The organism is Streptomyces thermoviolaceus, assembly GCF_045209695.1.
GTDB lineage: Bacteria > Actinomycetota > Actinomycetes > Streptomycetales > Streptomycetaceae > Streptomyces > Streptomyces thermoviolaceus.
Genome location: NZ_CP109280.1, coordinates 21,555 through 47,775, shown reverse-complemented (window position 1 = coordinate 47,775; position 26,221 = coordinate 21,555). Strand labels below are relative to the sequence as shown.

The 26,221-nt window shown below is 70.4% G+C and carries 24 protein-coding genes and 1 pseudogene; 14 read left to right on the top strand and 11 right to left on the bottom strand.

Annotation, left to right across the window (positions count from 1 at the left end):
• Window positions 1–169: 169 nt before the first annotated feature.
• Complete coding sequence (locus OG899_RS00235; RefSeq protein WP_189343400.1) at window positions 170–1,060, bottom strand: helix-turn-helix transcriptional regulator; 891 nt, start codon at window positions 1,058–1,060, stop codon at window positions 170–172.
• 370 nt (window positions 1,061–1,430) lie between these two features.
• On the opposite strand from OG899_RS00235, the gene OG899_RS00230 reads away from it, so the two are divergent.
• The gene (locus OG899_RS00230; protein ID WP_125497217.1) at window positions 1,431–1,619 is read left to right on the top strand and encodes a hypothetical protein; all 189 of its coding nucleotides are present in this window, start codon (window positions 1,431–1,433) and stop codon (window positions 1,617–1,619) included.
• A gap of 842 nt (window positions 1,620–2,461) precedes the next feature.
• On the opposite strand, the gene OG899_RS00225 is transcribed toward OG899_RS00230, so the two are convergent.
• Window positions 2,462–3,085 (bottom strand): TetR/AcrR family transcriptional regulator, encoded by a 624-nt coding sequence (locus OG899_RS00225; RefSeq protein ID WP_229814291.1) that lies wholly within the window; start codon window positions 3,083–3,085, stop codon window positions 2,462–2,464.
• 151 nt (window positions 3,086–3,236) lie between these two features.
• Between OG899_RS00225 and OG899_RS00220 the strand changes: the two genes are divergently transcribed.
• A complete protein-coding gene (locus OG899_RS00220) occupies window positions 3,237–4,199 on the top strand; it encodes a zinc-binding dehydrogenase (protein ID WP_189343399.1) in 963 nt (320 codons plus the stop codon).
• A 4-nt stretch (window positions 4,200–4,203) separates the two neighbouring features.
• Here OG899_RS00220 and OG899_RS00215 read toward each other — a convergent pair whose 3' ends face one another.
• Window positions 4,204–4,653: a hypothetical protein gene (locus OG899_RS00215; RefSeq protein ID WP_125497214.1), complete on the bottom strand. Its 450-nt coding sequence runs from the start codon at window positions 4,651–4,653 to the stop codon at window positions 4,204–4,206.
• A 251-nt stretch (window positions 4,654–4,904) separates the two neighbouring features.
• Between OG899_RS00215 and OG899_RS00210 the strand changes: the two genes are divergently transcribed.
• The 7 genes from OG899_RS00210 (at window position 4,905) to OG899_RS00180 (ending at window position 11,890) form a co-directional block, all read left to right on the top strand.
• The gene (locus OG899_RS00210) at window positions 4,905–5,948 is read left to right on the top strand and encodes a hypothetical protein (RefSeq protein WP_125497213.1); all 1,044 of its coding nucleotides are present in this window, start codon (window positions 4,905–4,907) and stop codon (window positions 5,946–5,948) included.
• Between the two features lie 635 nt (window positions 5,949–6,583).
• Window positions 6,584–7,159 carry a hydrogenase maturation protease gene (locus OG899_RS00205; protein ID WP_229814424.1) on the top strand — a complete coding sequence of 192 codons (576 nt, stop codon included), beginning with the start codon at window positions 6,584–6,586 and terminating at the stop codon, window positions 7,157–7,159.
• Window positions 7,160–7,262: 103 nt separating this feature from the next.
• The gene (locus OG899_RS00200; protein ID WP_189343398.1) at window positions 7,263–8,432 is read left to right on the top strand and encodes a 4Fe-4S dicluster domain-containing protein; all 1,170 of its coding nucleotides are present in this window, start codon (window positions 7,263–7,265) and stop codon (window positions 8,430–8,432) included.
• Window positions 8,429–8,902: a cyclic nucleotide-binding domain-containing protein gene (locus OG899_RS00195; RefSeq protein WP_125497211.1), complete on the top strand. Its 474-nt coding sequence runs from the start codon at window positions 8,429–8,431 to the stop codon at window positions 8,900–8,902. Before OG899_RS00200 ends, OG899_RS00195 begins: the two co-directional genes overlap by 4 nt.
• Window positions 8,899–9,705 (top strand): FAD/NAD(P)-binding protein, encoded by an 807-nt coding sequence (locus OG899_RS00190; protein WP_189343397.1) that lies wholly within the window; start codon window positions 8,899–8,901, stop codon window positions 9,703–9,705. Before OG899_RS00195 ends, OG899_RS00190 begins: the two co-directional genes overlap by 4 nt.
• On the top strand, window positions 9,705–10,508 hold the full coding sequence (locus tag OG899_RS00185; RefSeq protein WP_406310855.1) for an oxidoreductase: 804 nt from the start codon (window positions 9,705–9,707) through the stop codon (window positions 10,506–10,508). The genes OG899_RS00190 and OG899_RS00185 overlap by 1 nt, the downstream gene beginning before the upstream one ends.
• Window positions 10,505–11,890: a Ni/Fe hydrogenase subunit alpha gene (locus OG899_RS00180; protein WP_125497208.1), complete on the top strand. Its 1,386-nt coding sequence runs from the start codon at window positions 10,505–10,507 to the stop codon at window positions 11,888–11,890. Before OG899_RS00185 ends, OG899_RS00180 begins: the two co-directional genes overlap by 4 nt.
• A gap of 850 nt (window positions 11,891–12,740) precedes the next feature.
• On the opposite strand, the gene OG899_RS00175 is transcribed toward OG899_RS00180, so the two are convergent.
• Together OG899_RS00175 and OG899_RS00170 are read right to left on the bottom strand one after the other, a co-directional pair.
• Window positions 12,741–13,703: a VOC family protein gene (locus tag OG899_RS00175; RefSeq protein ID WP_125497207.1), complete on the bottom strand. Its 963-nt coding sequence runs from the start codon at window positions 13,701–13,703 to the stop codon at window positions 12,741–12,743.
• Window positions 13,704–13,785: 82 nt separating this feature from the next.
• On the bottom strand, window positions 13,786–14,649 hold the full coding sequence (locus tag OG899_RS00170) for a fumarylacetoacetate hydrolase family protein (protein ID WP_125497206.1): 864 nt from the start codon (window positions 14,647–14,649) through the stop codon (window positions 13,786–13,788).
• 115 nt (window positions 14,650–14,764) lie between these two features.
• Here OG899_RS00170 and OG899_RS00165 point away from each other — a divergent pair, with 115 nt between their 5' ends.
• A complete protein-coding gene (locus OG899_RS00165) occupies window positions 14,765–15,445 on the top strand; it encodes a GntR family transcriptional regulator (protein WP_125497205.1) in 681 nt (226 codons plus the stop codon).
• Window positions 15,446–16,128: 683 nt separating this feature from the next.
• Here the strand turns inward: OG899_RS00165 and OG899_RS00160 are convergent.
• The gene (locus OG899_RS00160) at window positions 16,129–16,530 is read right to left on the bottom strand and encodes a hypothetical protein (RefSeq protein WP_125497204.1); all 402 of its coding nucleotides are present in this window, start codon (window positions 16,528–16,530) and stop codon (window positions 16,129–16,131) included.
• A gap of 543 nt (window positions 16,531–17,073) precedes the next feature.
• Entirely contained in the window at window positions 17,074–17,481 is a 408-nt protein-coding gene (locus OG899_RS00155) for a helix-turn-helix domain-containing protein (protein WP_125497203.1), read from the bottom strand.
• Between the two features lie 153 nt (window positions 17,482–17,634).
• Between OG899_RS00155 and OG899_RS00150 the strand changes: the two genes are divergently transcribed.
• The gene (locus tag OG899_RS00150) at window positions 17,635–18,495 is read left to right on the top strand and encodes an SDR family oxidoreductase (RefSeq protein WP_125497202.1); all 861 of its coding nucleotides are present in this window, start codon (window positions 17,635–17,637) and stop codon (window positions 18,493–18,495) included.
• Window positions 18,496–18,760: 265 nt separating this feature from the next.
• Window positions 18,761–19,204 carry a hypothetical protein gene (locus tag OG899_RS00145; RefSeq protein ID WP_125497201.1) on the top strand — a complete coding sequence of 148 codons (444 nt, stop codon included), beginning with the start codon at window positions 18,761–18,763 and terminating at the stop codon, window positions 19,202–19,204.
• A gap of 97 nt (window positions 19,205–19,301) precedes the next feature.
• Here OG899_RS00145 and OG899_RS00140 read toward each other — a convergent pair whose 3' ends face one another.
• The 3 genes from OG899_RS00140 to OG899_RS00130 form a co-directional block, all read right to left on the bottom strand.
• Complete coding sequence (locus OG899_RS00140; RefSeq protein WP_189343394.1) at window positions 19,302–20,582, bottom strand: helix-turn-helix transcriptional regulator; 1,281 nt, start codon at window positions 20,580–20,582, stop codon at window positions 19,302–19,304.
• A gap of 407 nt (window positions 20,583–20,989) precedes the next feature.
• Window positions 20,990–21,268: a hypothetical protein gene (locus OG899_RS00135; protein WP_189343393.1), complete on the bottom strand. Its 279-nt coding sequence runs from the start codon at window positions 21,266–21,268 to the stop codon at window positions 20,990–20,992.
• A 1,036-nt stretch (window positions 21,269–22,304) separates the two neighbouring features.
• On the bottom strand, window positions 22,305–22,760 hold the full coding sequence (locus tag OG899_RS00130; RefSeq protein ID WP_125499370.1) for a peptidoglycan-binding protein: 456 nt from the start codon (window positions 22,758–22,760) through the stop codon (window positions 22,305–22,307).
• 374 nt (window positions 22,761–23,134) lie between these two features.
• Between OG899_RS00130 and OG899_RS00125 the strand changes: the two are divergent.
• A pseudogene (locus OG899_RS00125) lies at window positions 23,135–23,705 on the top strand (class I SAM-dependent methyltransferase).
• A gap of 1,316 nt (window positions 23,706–25,021) precedes the next feature.
• Here OG899_RS00125 and OG899_RS00120 read toward each other — a convergent pair.
• Complete coding sequence (locus tag OG899_RS00120; protein ID WP_185867919.1) at window positions 25,022–25,291, bottom strand: helicase associated domain-containing protein; 270 nt, start codon at window positions 25,289–25,291, stop codon at window positions 25,022–25,024.
• A 429-nt stretch (window positions 25,292–25,720) separates the two neighbouring features.
• Between OG899_RS00120 and OG899_RS00115 the strand changes: the two genes are divergently transcribed.
• Window positions 25,721–26,167, top strand: a complete 447-nt coding sequence (locus OG899_RS00115; protein ID WP_229814153.1) for a Ku protein — start codon at window positions 25,721–25,723, stop codon at window positions 26,165–26,167.
• Window positions 26,168–26,221 lie beyond the last annotated feature (54 nt).

Genomic DNA, 26,221 nt, shown 5'->3' with positions numbered 1-26,221 from the left:
CGCGAGCGCCGGCCGACGACCGACAGATGTGTAGCGCAGACACATCGGGAAACCTCTCCATAGCTGGTTGCACGGCCGCCGCCGGGAGCCCCGGCACCGGCGACACACCCGGTAAGAGTGCGGCCGCCTCAGGCAGAGCGTGCTGCTCGCGCCGACGGCCGCAAGCCCCCTACTCAGTCGAGTTTTCGCTGTTGTCGGCGTCCACTGTGCTGAGATAGGCACCCAGTGGTTGGAGAGCAGCCCACAGCTGATCGAAGTACGTGGCGAAGTAGGTCATGAACGTCGGATCTTCGACGCTGAACCCGTTCAACTTTTGCCGAGGCCCTCCGGAGAACGCCAAGAACACCACGCTATCGTCGATCAGTGCCATGTTCAGAGCATCAGCTGCCGCCGTCCACCGCATCACGGTCGCTTCGTAGGTGAGGATGTTCTTGCTCTCCTCGTAGTGCTGGCGTGCCCAGGAGAGCATGTCGCTGTCGGGCACACCGTTCCGTTCGGGGATGCCGATGATGCGTCGGACGCTTCGTTCGTCGTCACTTTTTTCGCCGGCCCACTCCATGATGGTCTCGAAATATCTGGCGGAGGCCGGAGTCGTGTATTGAGTGGGCGGGTAGCGGCGGGTGTACGTGACCCGGATCTCCGAGCGTGCCTGCTGCACACGCGCTGAAGCCGCCTCGTAGAATTCACGGTTGTTCCGGTACCAGTGCACGGCCAGCATGGCGTCCGCCTCGGCCTCGGGTCCGCCTAGGAACGGCAGGGGTGTGACGGGCACAGCCTGGCCCTTGGCTGCTTCCTCGATCTCCCTGTTCACCTGCAGCCACCGCTCACGCCACTTCGACGGATCCGCCCCGCAGGCCTCCACGAACGCCGCTGTGTGCTCCCAGGTAGGAAAGCGCCGACCGTTCAGGATCGCCGAGACGGTACTGCGGGCGCACCCCATCTTCCGGGCGAACGCTTCTTCGGTCGGTTTCCTGTAGGTACGCCGCCGAAGTTCGCGCAGCTCAGCTGCGAAGGCGAGCTGTGCGTCCGGCGGCTTCGGCGAATGTCGCCGGCCAGGCATGAGTCCACCCCCTGTATGGCACGAAACGGCGCCGTTGGTTCGTCATTGTTCGTCATTGCTACAGCGCGGCGCCAGTGGTTGGCGGTGTTCTCCTTCGTCCGGGCTGTTCTACGCGCGTCTCCCAGCGGTTGTTCTCAGCAGGGCGGCAGCTCAGACTGCTGGACAGCGGCCGTCGTCGACATCCCGCGTGAACAAGAGGAAGGAATTCTTCCGTGTGACCTCCGACCCGATCTTCCGATCGGCTGCTCAAACGACTGAGTCGCGAAGCCTCACGGCACACTTCAAGGCCGTCTCCAGAAGCCTCTCGGTGAAAGCAGGAACGGCCTGTAGTGGGAAATGTCGGAACACGAGGAAAAATAAGGAGAAACTCGTGCGCGTCGACTTCAGGATAGACCTGCCGAGCAGGATCGCTGCCTTTGTGGCCGTGCTCGTGCTGGGCATCGTGCTGGTGCTGTCCCCTTCGACACAGTCGGCAGCTGGCTCGGCGGAAGAGGGACTGCTGACGGCAGTCACCTGCCTTCTGCTGGCCGGACGGTTCGGTGAGAGGGGGTGGCGATGACGTTCGACGGCCGCGCGGCAGCATGCCTCCGGTGCGGAAAGGACGCTCCGCGCTTGATCCGCACTGAGCTGGTCCACAGCTGCAATCAGGACCTGCAAGTCGTTGAGTGGTCGGAGTGCGCACGATGTTGCCAGTGGCTGGCCTTGCGCGTCTGGGAGCGCGGAGAGAGGCGCGTCGACTAGCCACTGCCGACCGTGACCCCGCGGAAGCCGAGTCAGGTGCGGCGTCGGCAGGGCGTAGGCCCTTCGCGGACCGCCGGCGCCGCACACCGGGGCGTTCCTCGTCTCCGGGCGGGGATGCATGCGGCCGCAGCGCTCGAAAGACCGGGACAGTATGCTTTCGGCCACGCTGTGAGCGGGGTGCGTCTGCTCGTCGCCCCGGAGTCACAGCCCGGCCGATGGTCACGGAACCGCACGTTCTGCACGGCGACGGGAAGCGGGACGCCGGCGGCCGCCGCGCCAGCGGCCCGGGCAGGGATCCGCGCCTGCGACCGGGGACGTGGCGCGATTTCGCCGCCGGGGAAACTCGGCAGGCACGTCGTTGCTATAGTCGATCTTGAGCGCGCTGCCGGAAACCGGCAGGGGCGATTGCGTCGGTGGTCCAAGGCAAGACACCCCGCTTCCTGCGGGGAGATGCAGGTGCAAGGCCTGCCCGGCGCTCGAGACGAACCCCGTCCTGGCATCTCAGGACGGGGTTCTTCGTGCCCGCCGCAGACGACGGCGAGGACGAGCTTGCGCGCTGTCCGCGGACCGTCTGCGGAACGAACAGCGGACGGCGCAACGACAGCCAACCCGGACGCGGCGGAGCGCTTCCTGTGCGCCCCCGCCGATCCGCGCCAACGCTCAGTGAGCGCCGGGAAGGTGCTCCGCGGTGAGACGCACCGGGGGAGGCAGAGGCGCGTTGTGCGGACAGTGGGCGAGGGCCTGGATCACGAAGCCGGCGAAGCGCCGCGAGGCGGCCACCCGCGCAGCGGGTGAGGCCGTCTGGAGGCCCTTGTTGGCCAGGAGCATGAGCACGAGGTCGTCGAGCACGAAGTCCGGACGCAGATGTCCCGAGCGCTTCGCCCGGGTGGCCAGGTCGGCGATCTTCTTCAGGACGCGGCCGCGGCCGGTGCTCACCGGGAAGGCCCGGGGATAGGCCGACAGAAATGCCTCGGTGAAGCCTCGGTCACGCGCGTGCAGCTCACAGATGCCCTCGATGACCCGACACAGCCCGGACCAAGGGTCGGGGTCCGCGCTCGCCCGGTCGACGATGTCCTCACACGCACGCAACTGTCCGGCGAACGCCTCGGCGAGGAGTGCCTCCTTGGTCGGGAAGTGCCGGTACAGCGTGGCCGGCCCGACCCCGGCGCGCCGCGCCACCTCCCGCATCGGCACGGCGAGACCTTCCAGCGAGAACAGCGCTCTCGCGGCTTCGAGCAGCCGGTCGCGGTTGTCGCGCGCGTCGGACCGCAGGTTGTGAGACATCCTCCCGCTCATCCTCTCACTTCAGGCCGGACGGACGGCGGCGTCCGTTAGCGTCCGAGGAGCCCGCCGGGCCACGTCCAGCAGACCGGCGGGCGCCACGTCCCGGGACACACCTGCGTCCCGGAGGTCCGAGCTTAGGAGGTGTCCGCCCGTGAAAGCCGTACAGATCCGCGCCTTCGGAGACCCGGGGGAACTGATTGCCGTCGACCTGCCGACTCCGTCCCCGGCCGGCAACGAGCTGCTGATCGCCGTCGAGGCGGTGGGGGTCTCCGGTGCCGACGCATTGATCCGCCGCGGCGCGCTCGCCGCCTACGGTTTCACCGAGGGATTCGTCCCGGGCAACGAGGTGGCGGGCACGGTCCTGGCGGTCGGCGACGAAGTCGACGCCTCCTGGGAGGGGCGCCGGGTGTGGGCCTTCACCGGTGGGGGCGGGGGCTACGCGACACATGTGTGCGTGCCGCTCGAGCAGGTTCTGCCCCTGCCCCCGGCGCTGTCGCCCGCCGACGCGGTCACGGTCGGCGGCTCGGGTTCCGTGGCCCATTTCGCCTTGCGGCACGCCCACTTCGCCCCGGGTGAGGCGGTGCTGGTGCGCGGTGCGGCCGGCGGTATCGGGGTGATGGCGGTCCAGCTGGCGGCCCGTGCGGGCGCCGGTGCGGTAGCGGTGACCACGTCGTCGGCGGAGCGCGGTGAACGCCTGCGCCGCCTGGGGGCGACACACGTGCTCGACCGTTTCGGCAACGGCGACGCCGACGCCCCCACGGGCTTCGACGTGATCCTCGACCTCGTCGCAGGCGAGGACCTGCCGAGGTTCTTCGACCGGCTCAACGCCAACGGGCGTCTGGTCGCCGTCGGCGCCGTGGGAGGTCAGCCGCCGGCCGACTTCGGCCTGACGCTGATGGCCCAGTTCCAGAGGTCGCTGTCGTTCGCGACGTTCAGCGCGGCCACCGTCCCCACGGCACATCTGCAGGCCGTGCGCCGCGACCAGCTGGACGCCACGGCACGAGGCGAACTGACCGCGGTCGTGCACGACGTCCTCACCCTGGACCAGGCCGGCCTGGCGCACCGCAAGCTGGACGCCGGCGAGGTCTTCGGCCGCCTCGTGCTCACACCCTGACGCGTCACGGTTTCCCCTGCCGCTCCACCCGATGCGTAAACAGCGTCCGCAAGTCGCCCGCTGTCGCCCGCTCGACGACCTGCGGGTGCACGGCGCGACGACCGACGACGTCACGCGGAACCGCGTGTCGCTCGACGAAAGGCCACCCGCAGGCGGTTCCCGCGACGCACACCGCAGCCGTCGTCGCCATCCAGCACAGGGAGAAGGAAGTGAGCGGCACCTTGGTCCACGGTTTCCGTTCCTGTTCCTCGATGTCGGCCGCCACCTTCTTGGCGACCGGCACCAGCATGATGACGAACATCAGCGAAATGCTGCTGCAGAGGTGGAGGGTGAGGTCGACGGAGTTGCCCTCGGCCGCGGCGTTGGCCACTGTAAGGAGCCCGCCGGCCAGCGGGAGGAGAAGCATGCGTCGCCTCGTCTTCGGCGTCGGCATGCACCGATACGTCCCGGCCATGTGGACGATCGTGATGACGCCGGCGATCCAGAGTCAGCCGCTCGTGGTCGGATGGGGAGACATGATCGCCGCCTCCCCGGGCAGAACACGACGTCGTATCCACAGGCACGCCAACCCGCCCCAGGGCATCATCTGGGGGTTGCTGCGGCGGTGGCTCCGGTCGGTCGCCGGAGCCCGGCGCAGCCGGCCGACAGCTGTCGCTAGGGTATGAGGCCACCAGCGGCGGGCTCGAGGAGGCGAGGGGGAAAGAGATGAAGATGCTGCGGCGGATCGCCGTGTTCGTGGTGCTGCCCCTGGCGGTCGCTGTCGTCGCGGGCTACATCTGGTACCGGACGAGCGAGACGGGCAAGCGCTGGCGGTACGAGGACAAGCTTGCGTCGTACTGCGCCGGCCTGATCCCGGTCGCAGAGTCCGCCGTCTTCACCGGCTACAGCACCGACCCAGGACTTCCGCACGACGGCAGACGCGGCTACGGAGACGAGACCTACTACAGCTGCGGCGTCGCCGACCTGGACATCTCCATCGGCCGGGTGCCCGTGGACGCCGGCACGACTCCCGCGGACGAGGACAGTTTCCTGGCCCGACTGCGTCCCACCTCACAGGACTTCGTGTCCACTCCCCTGGGAGGCGGCTGGTACGGCTACACGGACCTGAACAGCACCGGTCTCGTCCTGGCGTGCTCGGACAAGCCCTTCTCGGTCGTCGTCGCCGTCGACGGCGACTCCTCGCACGCCGACCGTCGGGATGTCCGCCAGGTGGCGGAACTCGCCGTCGGTATCGGACGCAAGGCCGCCGACCGATGGTCGTGCTCCTTCGAGGATGCAGGGCCTGTTCCTCCCGTGGCCGCGCAGAAGCAGGAGGCGTCTCCGTACGCGGCCACCGGAACCTGCGCGGGCCTGGGCATCCCCGAAGGCGACCGGTACGTCCACTGGGCCAAGGAGGCCCCGGCCTCCGCCAACACGCCGGTCGAGGAGTGCGTGCTGCTGAGGGAGACCTGGGCAGGGCACGAGCAACTCTACGCCCTGACGGCGTACTTCGGTCCGTACGCGCAGGCCAGGCGGGCGCTCGGCGGCTACCCGAATCTGCTGGACAGGCCTTCGGGGCTCACCTCTCACAGGGCGTGGGCCACGGCCTCCTGTCCCGGTGCCCCTCAGGCGGTCGTGGAGATCAGCGCGACGGCGTATGCGCAAAGGCCGAACGCCGTGCGTTTCCTCGTCGACACGCTGAGCGCGTTCGCCGAACGCGCGGTCAAGAGGCACGGCTGCACGGACCTGCGGCTGCCGTCCGTGGGGTGACCGTCGCTGTGCGGCCGGCCGGCCCGCCTCACTCGAAGGGAACGGTCAGCCACGGGCTTCTCGAAGGACAGCCGGTTACGCGCCAGCACGTCGAAGCAGGCCGCCCAGTCGTTGCGCGCCTTGGCCTCCCACAACGCCGACTCCACGTCCGTGGGCGCGACCCAGGCGGGAGGAACCGGCCGGGACAGGAGGCGGAACAGGCCGCGGCGGCCCGAACGACATGCTGACTTCCTTCACGACAGGGGATCGGACAGGTCGGGGAACGTCGTGGACGACCGGACGCGGCCGAGACGCACGAAGCGGCGTCCCGCTCGACCACGGGCGACAGCCGGTCAGGAGCCGCCGCGCCGAGGGCCGTCGCCGCCGGCCCTCACCACGCCGTCGCGCTGGGCGTCGCGGCACTGCCGTCCCCGGTACCCGGCTGGGTGGCCGCCACCGGGCCCGTGCCCGAGGCCGGCGAGAGGGGCACGGAAGGACACACCCACCCCATGCTCCGTGCGGGTGCCCTCCGGTGATGCTTCGTCACACCGCGAGCACCACACGTAGCACACTGGGAACCCCGCCCCGTGGCCGCCGGCGCATCGGCAGGGCGACGCGGGCCGCGTGCCAGTGATGTCGGGAGAGGAGAGCCGTGGGTGACGGCGTCGGCCGGTGCGGTGGTCATCGGGATCGGCAACGTGTTCCGGCGGGACGACGGTGCCGGTCCGGCCGTGCTCGCGTTGCTGCGGCAGCGTGCCCGCCGACGGCCGCTGTCCGACGGCACCACCCTCCACGAGTGCGACGGGGATCCGGGACGGCTGATGGAGCTGTGGACGGACGCCCCTGTCGCCGTGGTCGTCGATGCGTTCTTCCCGCCGTCGCCGCACCCGGGCAGGGTGCACCGATGGTGCCCGGCCCCGGACGCGCTGCCCGATCTTCCGCAGGCCGGGCGGCACAGCACCCACGGTCTCGGTCTGCTGGAGACCCTGCGCCTGGCCCGCATGCTCGGACGGTGCCCCGCACATCTCGTCGTCTACGCCTGCGAAGGAGCCGAACACGGCATCGGCACCGGCCTGACACCGCCGGTCGCCCGAGCGGTGCGGCCGCTCGCGGAACGCATCGAGCAGGATCTGCAGCGGCACGCCGAAACCACAGGCCTCGACCGGCAGCCGCACGCGGACATCCGCGGCACACGGCGGAACGCGTCCACCATCAGTCACGACACCCCCTGACACCCCGCCGGTGATCGTCGGCGAACAGCCGTGGCATCCGCGCCAGGACCCGAGCACGTCGCCCTGCTCGAAAAAGGGGCACGCACGGAAGGGGAGACCCGACATGACCGACCCCGGCGGCACCCCGGCCGCATCCGGTGCGCATACCGAGGCCGTCCTCGACCGCGACGGACTCGCCGCACTGGTGCAGGTCCTCAAACGACAGGGGCGCACCGTGATCGGCCCCACGGTCCGCGACCGTGCCGTCGTCCTCGCCGAACTCGACTCGGCCGACCAGCTGCCCCACGGGTGGGGCGTGGAGCTGGAGGCCGGACGGTACCGTGTGCGCCGCCGGACGGACGGGGCCGTGTTCGCCCACAGCGCGGGACCGCAGTCGTGGAAGGCGTTCCTGCACCCGCCGCGGGTGCGCCAGTGGACCGCGGACCGTGACGCCGCCGGCGGGATGACCGTACGTGCGGAGAAGCCGCCGGACGTGGCCTACGCGTTCCTCGGAGTGCACGCTTGCGATCTGCACGCCATCCGCATCCTCGACCGGGTGATGACCGGCGGAAGGCACCCCGACCCCGTCTACGCCTCGCGCCGCCGGAACGTCTTCCTCGTCGCGGCCGAGTGCACCGAGCCGGGCGCCACCTGCTTCTGCGTCTCCATGGGCACCGGCCCGGCCGTGGACGCCGGTTACGACCTGGCCCTCACCGAGGTGATCGACGACGACGGCCACCGTTTCGTGTGCCGCAGCGGAAGCGACGAGGGCGCCGCCGTCCTCGCCGAACTGCCCCGGCGTGCACCGGACGACGCCACCCGCGCCGCGGCCGCCGCTGCCGTACGGCGGGCCGCACAGACCATGGGCCGTTCCATGCCACCCGTCGACCTGCACGCCCTGATGCGCGACACCCTGGAGGCCGACCGCTGGGACGACGTCACCGCCCGCTGCCTGAGCTGCGGCAACTGCACCATGGTCTGCCCCACCTGCTTCTGCACCACCACCGAGGACGTCACCGACCTGACCGGCGATCACGCCGAACGCTGGCGCCGCTGGGACTCCTGCTACGACCTCGACTTCACCCTGCTGCACGGCGGCCCGGTCCGGAAGAGCAGACGCAGCCGCTACCGCCAGTGGCTCACCCACAAGATCGGCACCTGGCACGACCAGTTCGGCAGCACCGGCTGCACCGGCTGCGGCCGCTGCATCGTCTGGTGCCCCACCGGCATCGACCTCACCGAGGAGGCCCACGCCCTGCACCAGGAGGCCACACGGAAGAGACCACCCCGATGACCAGCGAGAACCCCATCACGCCGGCCGGCCTGACCGACGCCTTGCCGGCCGGGCACCGCGCACGGCTGCTCGACCTCGCCCACGAGACCGCCCACCCCGATGCCACACGGCTGTTCGAGGAAGGCGAGCGGGCCGACCGCTTCTGGATCGTCCGCACCGGCACCGTCGCGCTCGACATCCACATCCCCGGCCGCGGCCCGGCCGTCGTGGAGACGATCGGCACCGGCGGCCTCGTCGGCTGGTCCTGGCTGTGCCCGCCGCACCGGTGGCATCTGGGGGCCGAGACCCTGGGCCCTGTGGAGACCTGGGAGTTCGACGCCGCCGTCGTGAGAGACACCTGCGCCGCCCACCCGGACTTCGGGCTGGCGCTGGTCACCCTGGTCGCCGGCACCATCGGGCAGCGCCTGCGGGCCACCCGGACCCGTCTTCTCGACCTGTACGGGCCGCAGCAGGAGGCACCGCGGCCATGACACTCCTGCCCGCCCCCTACCGCCTGGCCGTCCGCCGTCACGAGACCGCCGACACGGTCACTCTCGACCTGGAGCCGACCGGCCCCCGACTCGCTCCCTTCACCCCGGGTCAGTACGCCATGCTGTACGCGTTCGGCGTCGGCGAGATCCCCGTCTCGGTGTGCCGCCTGCCCGGGGACGGCCGCCTCACCCACACCGTCCGCGCGGTCGGAGCCGTCTCCCGCAGGCTGTGCGCACTGCCCCGCGGCGCACACGTCGGCGTACGCGGCCCCTTCGGAACCGGCTGGGACCTGACCGGTGCCCGAGGACACGACCTGCTCGTCGTCGCCGGCGGCATCGGCCTCGCCCCGCTGCGCCCCCTGATCCACGCCGTCCTCACCGAACCCGCGGCCTACGGCAGACTGAACGTGCTCATCGGCGCCCGCACCCCCGACGACCTGCTCTACCGCACCGAACTGCCGTCCTGGCAGCGGCCGTTCGCCGCCGCCACCGTCGACCGGCCCACCGGTGGCTGGCAGGGCCGCGTCGGAGTCGTCACCACACTCCTCGACGAAGCCCGGTTCACCCCCGAGACCACCACCGCGTTCGTCTGCGGACCGGAGGTCATGATGCGTGCCACCGCCCGCGAACTGATCCACCGCGGCGTACCCGCACACCGCATCCAGCTCTCCCTGGAACGGAACATGCGCTGCGCCACCGGCCACTGCGGCCACTGCCAGCTCGGCCCCCTGCTGCTGTGCCGCGACGGCCCCGTCGTCCTCTACGACACGGCCGAACCGCTGCTCACCGTACGGGAACTGTGATGACCACCCCGCCCACCGCCTCCGCCGCACGCCCGGACGGCACCCGCCCCCGGCTGGGCGTGTTCAAGTTCGCCTCGTGCGACGGCTGCCAGCTCACCCTGCTCGACTGCGAGGACGAACTGCCGGCCCTCGCCGGCGAGGTGGAGATCGCCCACTTCCTCGAGGCCTCCAGCGACATCGCACCGGGCCCGTACGACCTGGCGCTCGTCGAAGGGTCGGTCTCCACCCCCGAACACCTCGAACGCATCCGCCGCATCCGCGCCGCCTCCCGCCACCTGGTCACCATCGGCGCCTGCGCCACGGCCGGAGGCGTGCAGGCCCTGCGCAACCACGCCGACACCACCGGTTTCCTCGCAGCCGTCTACGCCCGCCCCGACTACATCGCGGCCCTCTCCACCTCCACCCCCATCGCCGCCCATGTGCCCGTCGACTTCGAACTGCGCGGCTGCCCCATCGACCGCGGCCAGCTGCTGGAAGTGATCACTGCCTTCCTCGCCGGCCGCACACCCGGCATCCCCGACCACAGTGTGTGCTTCACCTGCAAGCAACGTGGGAACGTGTGCGTCCTCGTCGCCCACGGGACCCCGTGCCTCGGCCCCGTCACCCACACCGGATGCGGAGCCCTGTGCCCGACCTACGGGCGCGGCTGCTACGGCTGCTTCGGACCCGCCGCCACCACCCACCTTCCCGCCCTGGTCCCCCTGCTGCGCCGCGACGGCATGAGCGACGAGGACATCGGCGACTTCCTGCACTCCTTCAACGTCACCGCGTTCACCGCCGCGGAGGAGAAGGACCTGCCGTGAGCGAACCCGCCGACGCACCCGTCAGCGCGACCCGCACCGTCCGCATCCCGGAACTCACCCGCGTCGAGGGCGAGGCCGCGCTGCACCTGCGCATCCACGACGGCACCGTCACCGAGGCACGGCTGAAGATCTACGAACCACCGCGATTCTTCGAGGCGTTCCTGCGCGGCCGGGCCCACACCGAACCGGTCGACCTCACCTCACGCATCTGCGGCATCTGCCCCGTCGCCTACCAGCTGAGCGCCTGCCGCGCCGTCGAGGACGCCTGCCACGTCGTGGTCGACGGCCGGCTCGACGCCCTGCGCCGGCTGCTGTACTGCGGTGAATGGATCGAGAGCCAGACGCTGCACATCTACCTGCTGCACGCACCCGACTTCCTCGGCTGCACCGACCTGCTCGCCATGGCCGACAGTCACCGCGCACACGTCGAACGCGGACTCAGACTCAAACAGGCCGGCAACGCCGTCGTCGAACTGCTCGGCGGACGCGCCATCCACCCCGTCAGCGTCCGCGTCGGCGGCTTCCACCGCACCCCCACCCGCGCCGAGCTGCGCCCCCTGGCCGAACGCCTGCGCCGCGCCCTGGACGACGCCTGGGACACCGTGCGCTGGGTCGCCGGTTTCGACTTCCCCGACGCCGTCTGCGAAGCCGACCTGCTCGCCCTTGCCGAGCCCGGCACCTACGCCATCCAGTCGGGCATCCCCACCGTCCTGCCGGCCGACCCCGCACAGCCGCCCTACAGCTTCCCCGTCCAGGACTTCTGCGCCCACGTCACCGAGGAGCAGGTGCCCCACTCCACCGCGCTGCACTCCCACCTGGACGGCAGGCTCCACCTCACCGGCAGCCTCGCCCGCTACGCCGTCAGCGGTCACCTGCTCTCCCCGCTGGCCCGCCAGGCCGCCCGCGAGGCAGGGCTGGGCGATCCCCCGCTCACCCCGGGCAGGCCGCGCGGCGAGGTGTGCCGCAACCCCTACCGGAGCATCCTCGTGCGCGCCGTGGAGGTCCTCTACGCGGTGGAGGAGGCCCTGCGGATCATCGACGCCTACGAGCCGCCGCCGCGCCCGTACGTGGACGTCCCCGCCCGGGCCGGTGTGGGCCACGGCGCCACCGAGGCGCCGCGCGGACTGCTGTACCACCGGTACGCCCTCGACGCCGACGGCCGGATCACCGACGCCTGCCTCGTCCCGCCCACGGCCCAGAACCAGGCCGCGATCGAGAAGGACGTGCACACCCAGGTGCGTGCCGCCCTGGCGCGCGGCACCGTCTCCGACACCGACCTCGCCCACCTGTGCGAACGGGCCGTGCGCAACCACGACCCGTGCATCTCGTGCTCGGCCCACTTCTTGGACGTGGACATCCGCCGGGAGGCGAGCCGCGTGTGAAGCGGGCACCGCCGGGCCGGTCGCCGTCCGACGACGGCCGGGCGGTCGTCCGCCCCGCCCATGCCGTCGATGCCGGCCCGGCCGTCGCGGTGGGCGGTGTCGCACCGCCGACTCCGTGATCCCGTCGGGCACGGTGAGGTGCGGTGTCACAGCCGGGCCGGTTGCGGAACGTGCCGGATGGTCCTGCCTCGGGCCCACAGACGGTGTCGCACCGGGAACTCGCCTGTGCCGTGCGGTACCGGACCACAGCAGGTACTGCGGGGACCGCCAGGACAACAGTCCTCGGCAGATGTTCTCCGGCGCTTCTGGACAAGAGGAGTGTGACTCCGAAGCCGGCAGCGGCCATGATGATCAGCCTCACCGCGTCCCTGGTCACCCCCGGTCTTGCGGTCCAGGGCACTTCTCCTACGGCGGTGCGACCGGCTGCCGCACACAACAGGCGGCAGAAGTCGGCAAGGCCACATCCCACCTGTTGCCCTGCGCCCCGCGGATCACGTGGCTCACGGCATCGAGCCGGAGAGCCGCCGCATGCAGACTTACGGCCGGTAGCGGGCTGGGGAAGCCGGTGGAGGAGATGCCGCCTGGCGTTGGCGACCGCACTGCCGGTCAGCGGAGGGCGAGGCCGATACAGACCGTCTTTCGGCAAGCCCAGGCGCGTGCGCGCGCCATTCGGTTGGGCTGGTCGAGGGAGCGCGGGCTTCGGGGACGCCGGGACGAGCGGCTGCCGCGCCGGGATGCGGGGGAGCCGTCCGTCCCGGCCGGGGAACACCGCTGTCGCCAGGGACAGGCCGGCCGCGGCGGCGTGGACGCCGCCGCGGCCCGGGCACCCGGTGCGCGGTGTGCCTGGTGACTACTGCGCCGGTGCGTGGGCCCCGGTCATGAGGGCGGCGAGGTCCTCGGGGGCGAGGAAGGAGGGCGGCGGGGGCGGGCCCCAGGAGTACAGGGCCTTGGCGTTGTCCTCGAAGACGCTCGGCTTCCACAGGGCGTCGTCGACGATGCAGTCGATGTCGGAGTAGTACTCGGAGAAGTTGCCGGCCGGGTCCTTCAGGTACCAGAAGAAGTTGGAGCCGATGTGGTGGCGGCCCAGGCCCCAGGTGTGCCGGTCGGGGTCGGCCGCCAGCATGGCCGTGGCGCCGCGGCCGATCTCGTCGATGTCGTCGACCTGCCAGGAGCTGTGGTGCAGGAAGGCCACGGGCGCCTTGTGCACGAGCACGTTGTGGTGGTCGGGGGAGCAGCGCATGAAGGCGGCCGTGTCCCTGACCGTGTCGCTCACCTTGAAGCCGATGCCTTCCTGGAAGAAGCGCTGGGAGGCCTCGTGGTCGGTCGAGCCCAGGGCCACGTGGCCGAGCCTGCGGGGGCGCACCGGATCCGTGCGCAGGACGCCGGGGGCACGCTCGTGCAGGCGGGGGGTGGACCCGGGAGTGTTGTACGGGGCAGCCGGGGCGGGGTTCTGCACCAGGCGCGGGGCGAGTTCCACACGGACCCGTACCTCGGTGCCCGGATCGACGGCGGTCACCGTGCTGGAGGTGCGCTGCACGGGGACGTCCAGCCGGGCGAGATTGGCGGCGATGCGGTCGAGGTCGTCGGGGTCGTCGGCGCCCACACCGAGTTCGACGAGGCGACGGCGCGGGGTGTGCACGAGGCGCAGCTGCTCTCCGCCGTCGGTGGTGGAGAACGTGTGGGCGGCGGGGTGCTGCTGTGCGGTGGAGTCGTTCGCGTTCGCCGGGGTGAGGCCGAAGTCGGTGTAGTAGGCGGCCGTCTGCTCGACGTTCGGCACACCCAGGACGAGGTGGGTCAGGCGGTGCAGTGGCATGGCTCGTTGCTCCTTGGAATGTCGGCGAGGCGGTGCCGCGCAACACCTCGGGCGGCGGCGGGCACCGCGCCTCGCGGCCGGATCAGCGGTCGATCAGGGTGGTGCGCAGCGTGCCGATGCCCTCGACCCAGGTGACCAGGACGTCTCCCGGGGCGAGGAACTTCTGCGGGGTGCGGGCGAGGCCGACCCCGGCCGGGGTCCCGGTGAAGATCACATCGCCGGGCAGCAGGGGGCACACCGCCGACAGGCGGGTGATGAGTTCCGGGATGTCGAAGATCATGGCTGAGGTGCGGCCCTTCTGCAGGATCTCGCCGCCCTCGAGCCGGCAGCCCAGTTCGAGGTCGTCCGGGTCGGCCAGCTCGTCGGGGGTGACGAGTTCCGGACCGATGGGGGAGAAGCCCGGGTAGGACTTGCCGAGGGAGAACTGCGGTGCGGGCCCGGTCAGTTGCAGGCGTCGCTCGGACAGGTCCTGCCCGACGGTCAGCCCGGCGACGTGGTCCCACGCCGTCTCGCGTGTCGCACGGTGGCAGTGCCGTCCGATGACGACGACGAGTTCGGCCTCCCAGTCGACCTGGCCCTCGGGCAGGGTGACGGCCGCCTCGTGACCGGTCAGGGACGTGCGGAACTTGGTGAACACCGTCGGCTCGTCCGGCACGGCGAAGTCGGACTCGGCGGCGTGGTCCCGGTAGTTCAGGCCGATCGCGAAGATCTGCGCCGGTTGGGAGACCACCGGCCCCCACACCGTGCCCGGACCCGTGCCGACCACGGGGGAATCGGCGGCCTGCGGTGACTCCAGGAAGTCCCGGGCCCAGGAGGAGAACTCGTCCCAGGCGTCCAGCGCGGACTGCGTGTCCGGTCCGAAGCGGCCTCCGCTGGCCCGGGCCACGTCGATGTAACCCGCCGGTCCCTTGAGCACCAGTCGTCGGTCGATGTCTGCCAGGCGCATGAGGCCTCCCTCTCGTGAAGCGGCGTCGGCAATGAAGTTTAGCCTTCAATCTCGTTCGCGCAACAGATTAACGATAATTTTTGGGCGTGTCGTTTTGGTGCTACAGTGTTCGGTCATGGCTGGTGGGAAGTCGACGAGAGGCAGCGCCGTCTACGCGCAGATCCGCGAGGACATCTTCCAAGGCGTGCTCAGGCCCGGGCAGCGACTGCGCCTGGTGGAGCTGGCCCAGCGCTTCGCGGTGAGCCAGTCGGTGGTGCGCGAGGCCCTCACCCGTCTGTCCGAGCAAGGCCTCGTCCACGCCGCACCCCAGCAGGGTTTCAGCGTCGTCACCATCTCCCCGGACGACCTGGACGAGCTCACCGAGGCCCGTATCGAACTGGAAACCCTCGTCCTGCGCCGGGCCATCGAACGTGGGGACATCAAATGGGAGGCGGCCGTGGTCGCCGCGCACCACCACCTGGCCGGCCTGGATGCCGTACGGCCGGACGGCACCGCGAACAGCGACTGGTTCGCCGTGCACGAACAGTTCCACCAGACCCTGCTTCAGGCATGCGGCAACAGCCGACTGCTGGCCGCGGCACTGAGCCTGCGGGACGCCGCCACCCTGTACCGGCGCTGGTCCCGACCGGTGGCCGGGGACGTCGACCGGGACGTGGCCGGCGAACACCAGCAGCTCGTCGACGCCGTCCTGCGCCGGGACGCCGACGCGGCCACCGAGCTGCTCGCCCGCCACATCGGCCGTACCTCCTCGGCCATGCGCACGGTGATCGCCGACGATCCCGCCGCGGTGGCCTAGCGGCGCCGGACCGGGCCGGGGACGACTGACAGGGGAAGGGCTCGCGAGCCGTGGACGTCTGCAGGTGACGCCTGTACACATGCGCCCGCGCGATGGCTGATGGCACGGTGACAGCCACGTCGACCTGCTGGTCGTCGAACCGGACTCCCGGATGTCGCTCACGGACCGACAGAGGTCGCGGTGCTGCGGGGGATCCCGAACACCTGCGAACGGGACGAGTGAGCCAGGACTACGGGTCGGTTCTGGACGCACCGGGCGCCCTGCGGGAGTATCTGCAGGTGACGTTCGTGGGCGCACCACGCACCTACGGATCACCAGGGGCAACGGGCCGGCGCAGAACAGTGATACGGGACGCACGCAAGGTGTTCGACGCCGGGCATCGAACCGGGGCGCCGGCGACGGTCGAATGCGGGGAGGGCCGGCTGCCGGGTGCGGTCACCGCCCCCTCAGGTGTGCCTCGCGGACAGGGACAGGGGCCCGGTGGGAGCCCCCGTGCCCTGCCCGCTGCAGAAAAGCTGTCAGGCAGCAGACACCTGCGGCTGCCTGACCGGTGGTGAGCATGCGTGCCCCAGGCGTGCGGTGGTCCCGCGCCGATGGCTGCGGGATGTGTGACGTCCAGGCTCGTGCCGACAGCCTTTCGTGCGGCTGCCGCGGCCTGGGGCCGGTGTGGGCGTGAAGCGCGGTCAGCCGGTGAACGTGTAGGAGGCGAGCCCCTGGAAGTGCTTGCCGTCGTCGAGCTTGCCGAGTTCGAACTCGTATGTTGCCCTGGCGACGTTCTGGAACGTCGCGGTCTGCCCAGCACTGCACTTGATGGTGCGGGTGGCGATGTCGTGGTTGAAGCCGCTGGTGCGCCGCAGCAGGACCGTCATCTTCTGGCCCGCCCGGTTGCACGTCTCGACCTTGAACGTGATGCGGCCCGTGGCGGTGGTCTTGAACTCGGGTGTCTTCCACAGGTGTGCGTAGTCGAACCGTACCTTGACGGTCTTCGCATGGGCGGGCACCGCCTGCGTGATGGCCAGCCCGGCCGCGCAACAGGCGGTGACTGCGGCACGCGCCAGGCGCCGTTTCATGAGGGAACGGGTCACGATCTCTCTGTTCGGCTCGTTCCAGTGTTCCTCCACACATCGTCATGGACGCCTGTGCACAGGGGTATCGCCCGCCCAGGTGACGTCCTCGTACCACCTTGTTGATCAGCCTCCCCGGCGGCAGGACGGCGCCATCGGACGGAACGCCTCGGCCGTGACCCGGTCTGCGCGGCTGCTGCGGTGGGCACACCGGTGACGTGCCTGCCCATGCATGCACACAGCTGATGCACGGTAGAAGCACCGACGACTGCACACCCGCGCGTCAGCGGACCGTACACGCCGTGAAGGTGCACAGGATGCACGAGCGATCCGCCGCGTGGGACGGACCCGAGCCGCGGACAGGCAGCAGCCGACCACGCACGGGAACTCGCGGCGCGCGTGCTGCGAGGGTGTTGGAACCTTTGCCCTTCTCAGGGGGTACGGACCGGTGCCGTGGCAGCTGTTCCTGACAACCTTTCACAGCAGCTGTTCATGCCCCGGACCGCCGCCGCGCCGGTCACCTGGTGCGCAGGGTGCGCAGGGTGCGAAGGGTGCGCCGGTCGGTCACCTGGCGCGCCGCTGGGTGCGCTGGTCGTACTCCTCGCGGGCGGTGATGACCTCCTCGATGTGCCGCACGGACCACTCCGTGAGCGCCCTCAGCGGCTCCCGCAGCGTCTGACCGAGCGGAGTCAGCTCGTACTCCACACGTGGCGGCACCTCCGGGTGGACGGTCCGGCTGACCAGCCCGTCGCGTTCGAGGGTGCGCAGGGTCTGGGTGAGCATCTTCTCGCTCACGCCCGCCAGGGCCTGCCGCAGTCGACCGAACCGGCACGTGCCGTTCCGGCCGAGTTCGCCCAGCACGAGGACCGCCCACTTGCTGCCGATGTGGTCCAGCAGATCCCGCGACGGGCAGCCACGCTCGTACGGATCGAAGGACGGCATGGGCTCGGTCACATCTCCAACAGCAGCCATTCGGCTCACCTCGACACTTTCACTCCGGTAAGTACCGTACCAACAAGTGGCTACTCCCCAATAGAGAGTTTCCAGGTCAGTCTGTGTTCCATCCCGCTGCGGACGGACCGCGGCAGGCGTGCCGTGCACGCCCGGAAGGAAGGAACGATCACCATGCCGATCGCCGTCACCGGAGCCACCGGCCAGCTGGGCAGGCTCACCGTCGAGGCACTGCTTCGGCGCGGGATCCCGGCCGCGGACATCATCGCGACCGGCCGGGACCTCGCCAGGATCAAGGACCTGGCCGACCGGGGCGTCACGGTACGCCGCGCCGACTTCGCGGATCCCGACAGTCTGGCCGAGGCCTTCGCGGGAGCGGACAGGCTGCTGCTGGTCTCGGCCTCGGTCCCCGTGGGCGAGCGGGTCGCCCACCACCGCCGCGCCATCGACGCCGCCGTGTCCGCGGGCGTGTCGCTGGTGGCGTACACGAGCATGTCGCACGCGGAGTCGGCCACCACCGTCCTCGCCTCCACCCACCGTGCCACGGAGGAGTACCTGCGCGAACGCGCCGTCCCCAGCGTGCTGCTGCGCAACAGCTGGTACCTGGAGAACTACACCGACCAGCTTCCGCTGATCCTGCGCAACGGAGCCGTCGTCGGGTCGGCCGGCCAGGGCCGGATCAGCGCCGCGGCCCGCGCCGACTACGCCGAGGCCGCCGCGGTCGTGCTGGCCGGCGAGGGTCACGTCGGCCAGGTGTACGAGCTGGGCGGCGACGAGGCGTTCACCCTGGCCGAGCTCGCTGCGGCGATCTCGGCCGCCACCGGGAAGCGGATCACGTACACCGACCTCCCGGCCGACCGGCTCACCCAGGTGCTCACCGACGCCGGCCTGCCCACCGAGCTGGCACACGTCCTCGCCGACGCCGACCTCGGCATGAGCCGCGGAGAGCTGTTCACCGACTCCGGCGACCTGCGGCGCCTGATCGGCCGGCCGGCCACCGCACTGACCGAAGCGATCGCCGACGCACTGCGCTGACAGCGCGCACCACCGCCGGCCCGCCTCACTTGCCCTGCCTGCCTCCTACCCACTGACAGGGGAAAGAGCTGCACGATGCCCACCCGCACCACCTGGCGTGCACGCTCCACACACTCACCGCGGCCTCCGTCGTCGTGGCGGCCCTCGCCGCTCCCGCCGCCGCTGCCGCGCCCGCCCACGACCGGACCGGAAGGACACCACCCGCACGATCACGGTCGACGACAGTCGGGCCTTCCCCGAGAGCGTGGCGGCCGACCGCCCATACGTGCACACGGCGAACATCGCCGACGGCACCGTTTACCGCGGCGCCTCGGGGCGAAGCCGATCGAGGCCTTCCTGCCGGGCGGCCGGGACGGCCGTACCCGGGCCACCGGGGACCACCAGCCACCGCCTGCTGGTCACCGGCGCCTTCACCGGCCGCTTCGTCGTCTACACGGACACCGGGAACGTCGTCGCCTCCTACACTGTCCCCGACACGGGCGAGCCCACCCTCGTCAACGACGAGACCGTCACCCCCGACGGGGACGTCTACACCACCGACTCCTTCCGAGCCGTCGTCCACCGCAACACGGCTGCCGAGGTGAACGCCCCCGCCACCGGCATCCACCGGACCCTCGAGGTGGCCTGCCGCCTGCCGGACTACGTGACCGACTTCGGGCAGGTGCGCTCGGACGTGGGGCGTGCACGGTCCGCGCGGACGGGCTCTTGATGTGTGCCTTCCCGGCGGCGGCGATCCGTCCGGTGACGAAGGTCGGCGCTGTTGGTGAGGACGGCCCGGGAGTGTCGGGTGGCTGGGGCGGGCGACTTCAGTGTGTCCCGAGGGGGGTGATGGAGGCGGGCAGGCGTCGGCGCTGGCGCAGGGCGCCGGTGAGCGCGGCCGGCCGGCGGTCGTTGTCCGGGTGGGTGCCTTCTTCGGCGCGTTTGTGCAGAAGACGGGCGCGGCCGTCCTCGACGGCGCTGCCCTCGGTGAGGATTCTGCTGAAGGTCTTCATCACCGTGTCGGGTCCGTGAGTCTGGTGCGGCCTGGCGGGCGGGAGTGTGCTGGGCAGGCGGGGAGTGGGAGGGTGTCGGGGTGGGGCGGGTTCGCGAATCAGGGGGTTGCTGCGGGCGGCTTCGCGGCGGGCGTCGTCCAGGAGCTGGGTGAAGTGGTCGACATCCCCGCCCAGCAGGAGCACCAAGTTCTGCAGCAGGTCGCGGGGCGGCAGGATGGTGCATTCGAGGAGTGAGGCGACGGTGCCGGCGGTGAACAACCAGCGGCTGGCGACGGCGATGTCGCTGGGTGCGGGACGCCCGGCTCGCACGTGCAGGGTGTGTATGGCCGCGCGCAGCCGTTCGGCGGCCGGCAAGGGCGGCGCGCCGGGGTCGGGGTCGGGGTCGGGGTGGGGCCCAGGAGTGCGGCAACGGAGTTTTTCGGATTCCCAGACAGTGCGCAGGACGTCGGGGTCGGCCCCGCATGCGTGTGCGAACTTGCGGGTCAGTTCCCAGGTGGGGACGCGCTCGCCGGACAGGATCCGGGACAGGTAGGAGGCCGAACAGCCGATGCGGCGGCTGACTTCCTTGTTGGTGAGCTGGGCGGTGCGGATCAGCATGGACAGGATCGGCGCCAGCCGGTTGTAGGCGGCGGGAGTCCGTTCGTGCTGACCGCATAGCTGTGTGTCGGCGCCGGTGCTGCGCTCGCCGCCGGCGGTGCCGGGATCGCCGCTGCTGCCGGCGTCACCTGCGGTGTCCGTGCGCCTGGTGGGTGCGGTGGCGCTGAACAGGCCGGCCAGACTGGTGAGGGGGGTTTCGGAGCGGTTGAAGCGGGCGAGGCGGCGTAGGATGGTGCGGTCGGTGTAGCGGTGACGGGCGGTGTCCTCGCTGATGCCGAGTGCGGAACTGACAACCGCCCAGGTGACGCGACGGAAGCGGGCCCTGCCGACCGCCGCCGCGGTGAGCCCGTCGAGTTGTTCCTGCAACTGGGTGATGCGGTGCAGCGGTTCCTCTCCGTCGAGTGACGGCAGCAGCCGCGCGAGGTCACGGGCACCGTCCTGGATGTCACGGGCGAGTTCGCAGATGAGTTCGTCGCCGGCCGTGCGGGGCGGCACCACGCTGTGCCGGGCGGAAGGCGCCGTCGGGAGGGGCCTGGCCTGCACGGGTGCGGACCGCGGTGCTGAGGCGCGGTCCGCGGCACCGGCGCTCGTACGCCGGTGACGGAAGGCGGCCTGGCGGCAGGGATCACCGCAGTACTTGCGGGGGCGCCCCTTCCCCGGGCCTCCGCCAAGAAGGGAGCCGCAGTACTCACATCGGTCACTCACGGTAGCTTCCGTTCCGTAACGAAAAGGGTTCATCCCGGGGTGGACTCCGGGTTGCCTGAGGCTGTTGCGCCTGAGATTTCCGGGTTTCGTCACGCGCCGCTCCGCCGGAGCGGCCGAGCGGGCTCCTGCACGGGGCCGGTCGCCTGGGAGGCGGGCGGGGAGTCCCGGTCTTTCGAGCCTCTCCCGCCCGCGGATTTTCCTCAGTGCCGGTGGCGGCGGGTGCGGAGCTGCCCGAACACCGCAGCCGACAGCACGCCGCCCAGGGCGGAGACGGCCTCCGGAGAGAGCGTCACATGCACAGGCGGCCGGCAGACGAGCAGGTAGCCGGTGAACGGAACGATGAGAAAGGCAGTGCCGACGGCACGCTTGCCGAATCGGTTCACGTAACGGAACTTTTCGTTACGGCCCTTACGCTTGCTCTGAGCGGAGCAGCCGGAAGGCTGTTTCGCCCGGCCATGCCGGGGGGTAGAAAGCCCCACAGGGCAACACCTCCTAGGAGTTGTCGGAATGAGGCGTGCGGGACTTCGGACAAGGTTGGACGCCGATGTTCACGAGGTCCCGCACGCATCCGAGGGTGAACATACCGATACACAGTGCGATAATCGAATCCCCGCAAACGCTGCATCCGGGGGCGATTTGATCGTTTCCCCAGGACAGTCGATTTTCGTTGTCACCGGTTCTGAAAACTCCTCAGGTTCCGTAGCGTCACGCGCTGGCCACGGCTCACCTCTCCTTGCGAACCCAAACGCTCAAATTCGTTCGAAAAACGCGCTTGAAACGACCCTCGGTGGGCGGTTGTCGCGAGTGTCAGAACAAACAACGACGTGAACCGGGTGCGACCGGCCGCTAGCACATGCTGGAACGTGCAAGTGCATGATCGCGGGGCGCAGGCACGCACACGGCGCCCACCGCCTGGCGGCGTGCCGCACACCGGGCGGCGCACTCGACGAGCAAGCTCAGGTGCCCAGCCAGCCGTCACGATGTGGTGCAGCGTCAGCGTGTCGCGGCGGCGCACCGGCTCGCTCAGTGCTCAGCCGAACGAGTCCCGAGGTGGCGCCCATGTCGGGTGCGGCGCGGGCCGCCGCTGCTGCGCTGCGCACCGCCGGTCGACGGTGCTTCCACGGCGGCGCCCAGGACGTCATCACGGCGGCAGGGGACTAAGTACGCCACCCGGACACCGGGAGCGCTGGTCGGCACCAACCGCCCGCGGCCCGACGCGGCCACCCGTCCCTGAGCAACGGAGGAGCCGGGAGGCGTCGCTGCCGCTGGAGCAGGTCGGTCACGCAGGGGCGGGCAGGGTGCCGAGAGACGACACCCGCCTCAAGTACGACTGCCGCTCTCCGAACCTGCCGCGCCGTCTGCCGGGAACCGGCCACGGTGCGGGACGGGCACGTGACTGTCGGCCATCCCGGCCCCGAACGCGCGCTGCCGCCCGGGCCGTGTGCTCGGGCGGCAGTGGCTTTTCGCAGGTGGAGCCGGCAGGCCCCACGCTGTCATGGCTCTCGTCCGTGTGTGTCAGTCCATGGGCAGCTGGCTGGCCCAGGCTGCGAACGCGGCCCGGGTCTTCGATCCGGCGACGCCGTCGATGGCACCGGAGTAGAACCCCTCGCTCTTCAGGAGCTGCTGCAGAGCCTTGATCGTTCCGCTGCCGACGATGCCGTCGATCTTCCCGGTGTAGCCGTAGGCCCGGAGCATCCGCTGCATGCCCTTCCAGCTCTCGGTCCCCAGGCGACCGTCGATCGCGCCCGAGTAGTAGCCGAGGTAGTAGCGGAGGTAGAACTGGACCTGCTTCGCCTGGGACGTGGTCAGGCCGAGGTTGTTGACCTCGGTGATCGCGACGGGCCCGGAGACCACGTTGTGGTGCCTCTCCGGCGTTGCCGCGGCAGCGGTCCCGGACACCGCCAGGGGACCGGTGGTGATCCCGAGCAGAGCGACGATACTCGCGAAAGTCCTCACTGTGTTCGATCGCATGCAGTGCCCTTTCGAGGTGGAACCCGACAAGTGGGTGCGGACGTCGACCACAACGACACGACAACTGTCATACTTTGCCCGCGAACATAACAGACAGTCGCACATAGGCGTCCGAGGCGCGCCCGGGCGAGAAGAGCCCGCCCGAAGTCACGCCCGCTGCCAAGCCCCCGTCTCGCCGTGAGGTGGTCGGTGATGGCCTGGCTGGCTTTGCGGGGATCGGGGGAACCAGGGGTGGGGGGGGCGGCAGGGCCGGGACCGTTCGGCATCTTCCGCCGGGGCGGCCGGCGGGACGGCTCTGCGGTCGGCAACAGCGCTCACGCGGTCGTCCGGGGCGATGGGTGTCTGCGGGAGGCCGGGTGGGGGAGTGTCCGGTCATGTGTGAGTCATCGGTGGCGCGGTTCTACGACGACCTGGCCGACGACTACCACTTGATCTGCTCGGACTGGGAGGCCGGCATCCGCCGGCAGGGGACGCCCTCGACGCCCTCATCGGTCAGGACCGTGCCGAGGTGCTCGACTGCTCCTGCGGTATCGGCACGCAGGCCATCGGCCTGGCGCTGCGCGGGCACCGCGTCACCGGCACCGATCTCAGCTTTCGCGCTGCCGCCCGTGCCAGCGTGAGGTCGCCCGTCGGGGCCTGATCCTGGGCACGGCAGTCGCCGACATGTGAGGCCTGCCGTTTCCCGACGGCCGGTTCGACGTCGCCGTCTGCGCAGACAACTCCCTGCCTCACCTGTTGACGGAGCAGGATGTGCGTGCCGCGCTGGCTGAGTTCGGCGGGCGGGCAAGTGGCGCGTCAAGGTCCGCCGGACCGTCTATCGGGCCCTCGGCCAGAACCGGTTGGCCGATCTTGTGACCGAGGCCGGATTCGCTGGTGTTCGGTGGTGCGCGCCGCGGGAGACGGGGGTTATTTCAGCCGTTGATGGTGGCTCGTGCTGGTGGATAGGTGTGTGGTGTGTGTGGCTGGGGCCGGGTTGTGAGGGCCGGGGGGGCTGGGTGGAGGTCGGGTACTGCAGGCTGTGGTGTGCGGGCCCGTTCTCGTGGTCGTAGGGCGGGTGGTGGCTGGCGGCAGGCGGCCACTGGCGGTGGGATGGTTGTCGGCGCCCGCGTTCGCATCGGTTGTACCGCACCCGTCGGCACTACCGGCGACGCCCGCTTCCGCTACCTCGCCGTCGTTTTCCCGCCTCGCTGTGCCGCCCGTCTGCTGAGCCCGGCAGGCCGGGGCGGGGGAGCGGCAGGTGCGGTGGATCGCCGACCGAGGTCTGCGTCCAGGGCGACGGCCGCCGTGTCGGCGGCCTGGAGGCGGTCTGTTCCACTGGAGTCGAGCGCGCCGAGTTCGGGCTGCCGTGTCGGCGCAGCGCTCATCTGTGATGGCGTGCTGTCGAGAATTGCCTTCCAGGCCTCGGGTGGCAACGCGGCTCACTCTCGTCGGTCTTGATGGACTTCGCCGCTGTCGGCGCACGGGCACGTTCCTCTTGCGGTCTGGCACACACCCATCACCTGAACTCTGCGTATTGGCGTGATTGCGGAGGGAGGTGTTGTTGGTGCCTGCATCTGCTGGCTGGCGGTACGCCGCCCGCACACACACTGGGAGACATCATGGCGGTCACCAACCTGACCGTCCTGGAGAATGTCCAGCCCACTCTCTCGGGCTGGACCGAGATCCCCGTTTTCTGAACGAGGGGGCCGGTGGCGAATACGTCTACTTCGCGTACGAAGGGACGGTGCTGATCGCCCCGTCGCCGGCATCTGCTTCCTTCTCGGCCAGGAGCAGCCGACGCCTCCCGGCTACGAGAAGATCCCGGTCGACCTGGACAAGGGCGCGGGCGGGGAGTACATCTACACCGCGTTCGCCCGCAGGCCCGGCGACCCTTTCGAGGACCTCGCCGTCATCTCCTCCAGCGACCTGGAGCCAACCCGCCCAGCGGGTTCCAACGGATCGACGTGGACCTCAACAAGGGCGCCGGAGGAAGGTACATTTACTTCTGCTACCGCACCTGACGGACGCTACCGGGCCCGGGACAGGGTCGGGGCGTCAAAAAGGCTCCTCGACGTGTCTCCGCCGAGGGGCCGGCGGGCGGCTGGTTCCGCCTGACCCAGTACGTCCAGTGCCGGTCCGCTCGCGCGCCCTTGGTTCGGCGGGCCGGGACGAACCCGGACCCGGCCAGTACCGTTCTGGACGCACCACCCGCAGGTGCGGCTACGAGTCCCTTGCCGGACAGTCGGAACCACGGCCTTTCGCTGTCGCACGCAAGTTTTGGATCACGGCGTCCTGGTCTCCGGCGGTCGCCGCGGAGCCGTACTGCACGTCGTCGGTGTTCCGGTGGTATGCCCAGTGCGTGCCGATGGCGGAAAGTCGTTGATTCGCTCCGGTGCCAGGGCGACGGCCCGGCTGCGCCGGTTGCTGATCCATGCCCCGAGCCGGATCTCCCGCTCCTCGCTGTTGCCGACGACGATACGGTCGATGTGCTTCCTCGGCACCCGGAGGTGTCCTTCGCGTTCGTCGTACTGCTGAGCGACGGCGTCGCTCATCGCGCACCTGTCGGCATGTGTGCGGCGAGGTCCGGGTCTTCCGTCTTGGCCTGCGGGGTGATGCCGAGGATGTGCCGGCACATCCACTGCTGCACACTGGTGCGTTCGTCCCAGTTGTGTCGGGCGGAGCGTACCCGCCGTCCGAGGTCTTCGCCATGGTTCACGACCTCGCCTGGCACAGGCCGTCGCCGATGCGGCGAGATTCGACGCCTGTCCCGCCCGCGACGTCCTGGACCACCCCGCCGCCCGGTACACCACCCTTGACCGCCGGCTTCCCGTGCGGTATGCGCCGTCGGGCGGACCGATGCGGCGATGCGGGCGATCGCAGGCGGGGCCGAGCTCGGCTACCGGCGGCTGCGCACCGGGCGACCTCACCGAGGACGAACATCAGGCCGCGGCCCAGGACCAGGCCCGTCCGGCCTGGTCACCGTGCCCGTCCATGTCGCTTCCGCGGCTGAGGACCACAGTGTCCACTTCCATCAGGACCATCTGGCCGACATGGGACGGGTCTGCTGCAAGGAGATCTGCGAGCTGGAGGACCGCGAGGCCTCTCAGGGGGAGATCGGCAAGGGCTACCAGGTCAGCCGCGATCGCATCATCCCGATCAGCGACAGCGAGCTGCGCAACCTGCCTCTGCCCACGGCCGAGGGGATCGAGATCGATGCGTTCCTGCCTCCGGCGTCGATTGACCCGATCCGGACCGGTGAGAGCTGCTACATGCTCTCCAGCCTTTCTCGTGCAGCGAGAACTGGCCATTTCCCTGTCCGGTGCCTGAATCCTGCCGAACGCGGCAGCGCGGGTTTTTCCGGTCCGCGGTCCGCGGATTTTTCTGCACGGTGTCACTGCCGACCACTACCGTCCTGGTGCAGGACCTGACGAGGCAGGGGGTGGCATGGCAACGGCCGGGTACCGGGGCGGTGCAGGCGCGAG

Bases quoted from the DNA above. Each gene is read 5' to 3' on its own strand.
- OG899_RS00235 (WP_189343400.1), bottom strand. From the start codon at position 1,060: ATGCCTGGCCGGCGACATTCGCCGAAGCCGCCGGACGCACAGCTCGCC.
- OG899_RS00225 (WP_229814291.1), bottom strand. From the start codon at position 3,085: ATGTCTCACAACCTGCGGTCCGACGCGCGCGACAACCGCGACCGGCTG.
- OG899_RS00215 (WP_125497214.1), bottom strand. From the start codon at position 4,653: ATGGCCGGGACGTATCGGTGCATGCCGACGCCGAAGACGAGGCGACGC.
- OG899_RS00210 (WP_125497213.1), top strand. From the start codon at position 4,905: ATGAAGATGCTGCGGCGGATCGCCGTGTTCGTGGTGCTGCCCCTGGCG.
- OG899_RS00200 (WP_189343398.1), top strand. From the start codon at position 7,263: ATGACCGACCCCGGCGGCACCCCGGCCGCATCCGGTGCGCATACCGAG.
- OG899_RS00195 (WP_125497211.1), top strand. From the start codon at position 8,429: ATGACCAGCGAGAACCCCATCACGCCGGCCGGCCTGACCGACGCCTTG.
- OG899_RS00190 (WP_189343397.1), top strand. From the start codon at position 8,899: ATGACACTCCTGCCCGCCCCCTACCGCCTGGCCGTCCGCCGTCACGAG.
- OG899_RS00185 (WP_406310855.1), top strand. From the start codon at position 9,705: ATGACCACCCCGCCCACCGCCTCCGCCGCACGCCCGGACGGCACCCGC.
- OG899_RS00175 (WP_125497207.1), bottom strand. From the start codon at position 13,703: ATGCCACTGCACCGCCTGACCCACCTCGTCCTGGGTGTGCCGAACGTC.
- OG899_RS00170 (WP_125497206.1), bottom strand. From the start codon at position 14,649: ATGCGCCTGGCAGACATCGACCGACGACTGGTGCTCAAGGGACCGGCG.
- OG899_RS00165 (WP_125497205.1), top strand. From the start codon at position 14,765: ATGGCTGGTGGGAAGTCGACGAGAGGCAGCGCCGTCTACGCGCAGATC.
- OG899_RS00155 (WP_125497203.1), bottom strand. From the start codon at position 17,481: ATGGCTGCTGTTGGAGATGTGACCGAGCCCATGCCGTCCTTCGATCCG.
- OG899_RS00150 (WP_125497202.1), top strand. From the start codon at position 17,635: ATGCCGATCGCCGTCACCGGAGCCACCGGCCAGCTGGGCAGGCTCACC.
- OG899_RS00130 (WP_125499370.1), bottom strand. From the start codon at position 22,760: ATGCGATCGAACACAGTGAGGACTTTCGCGAGTATCGTCGCTCTGCTC.
- OG899_RS00120 (WP_185867919.1), bottom strand. From the start codon at position 25,291: ATGAGCGACGCCGTCGCTCAGCAGTACGACGAACGCGAAGGACACCTC.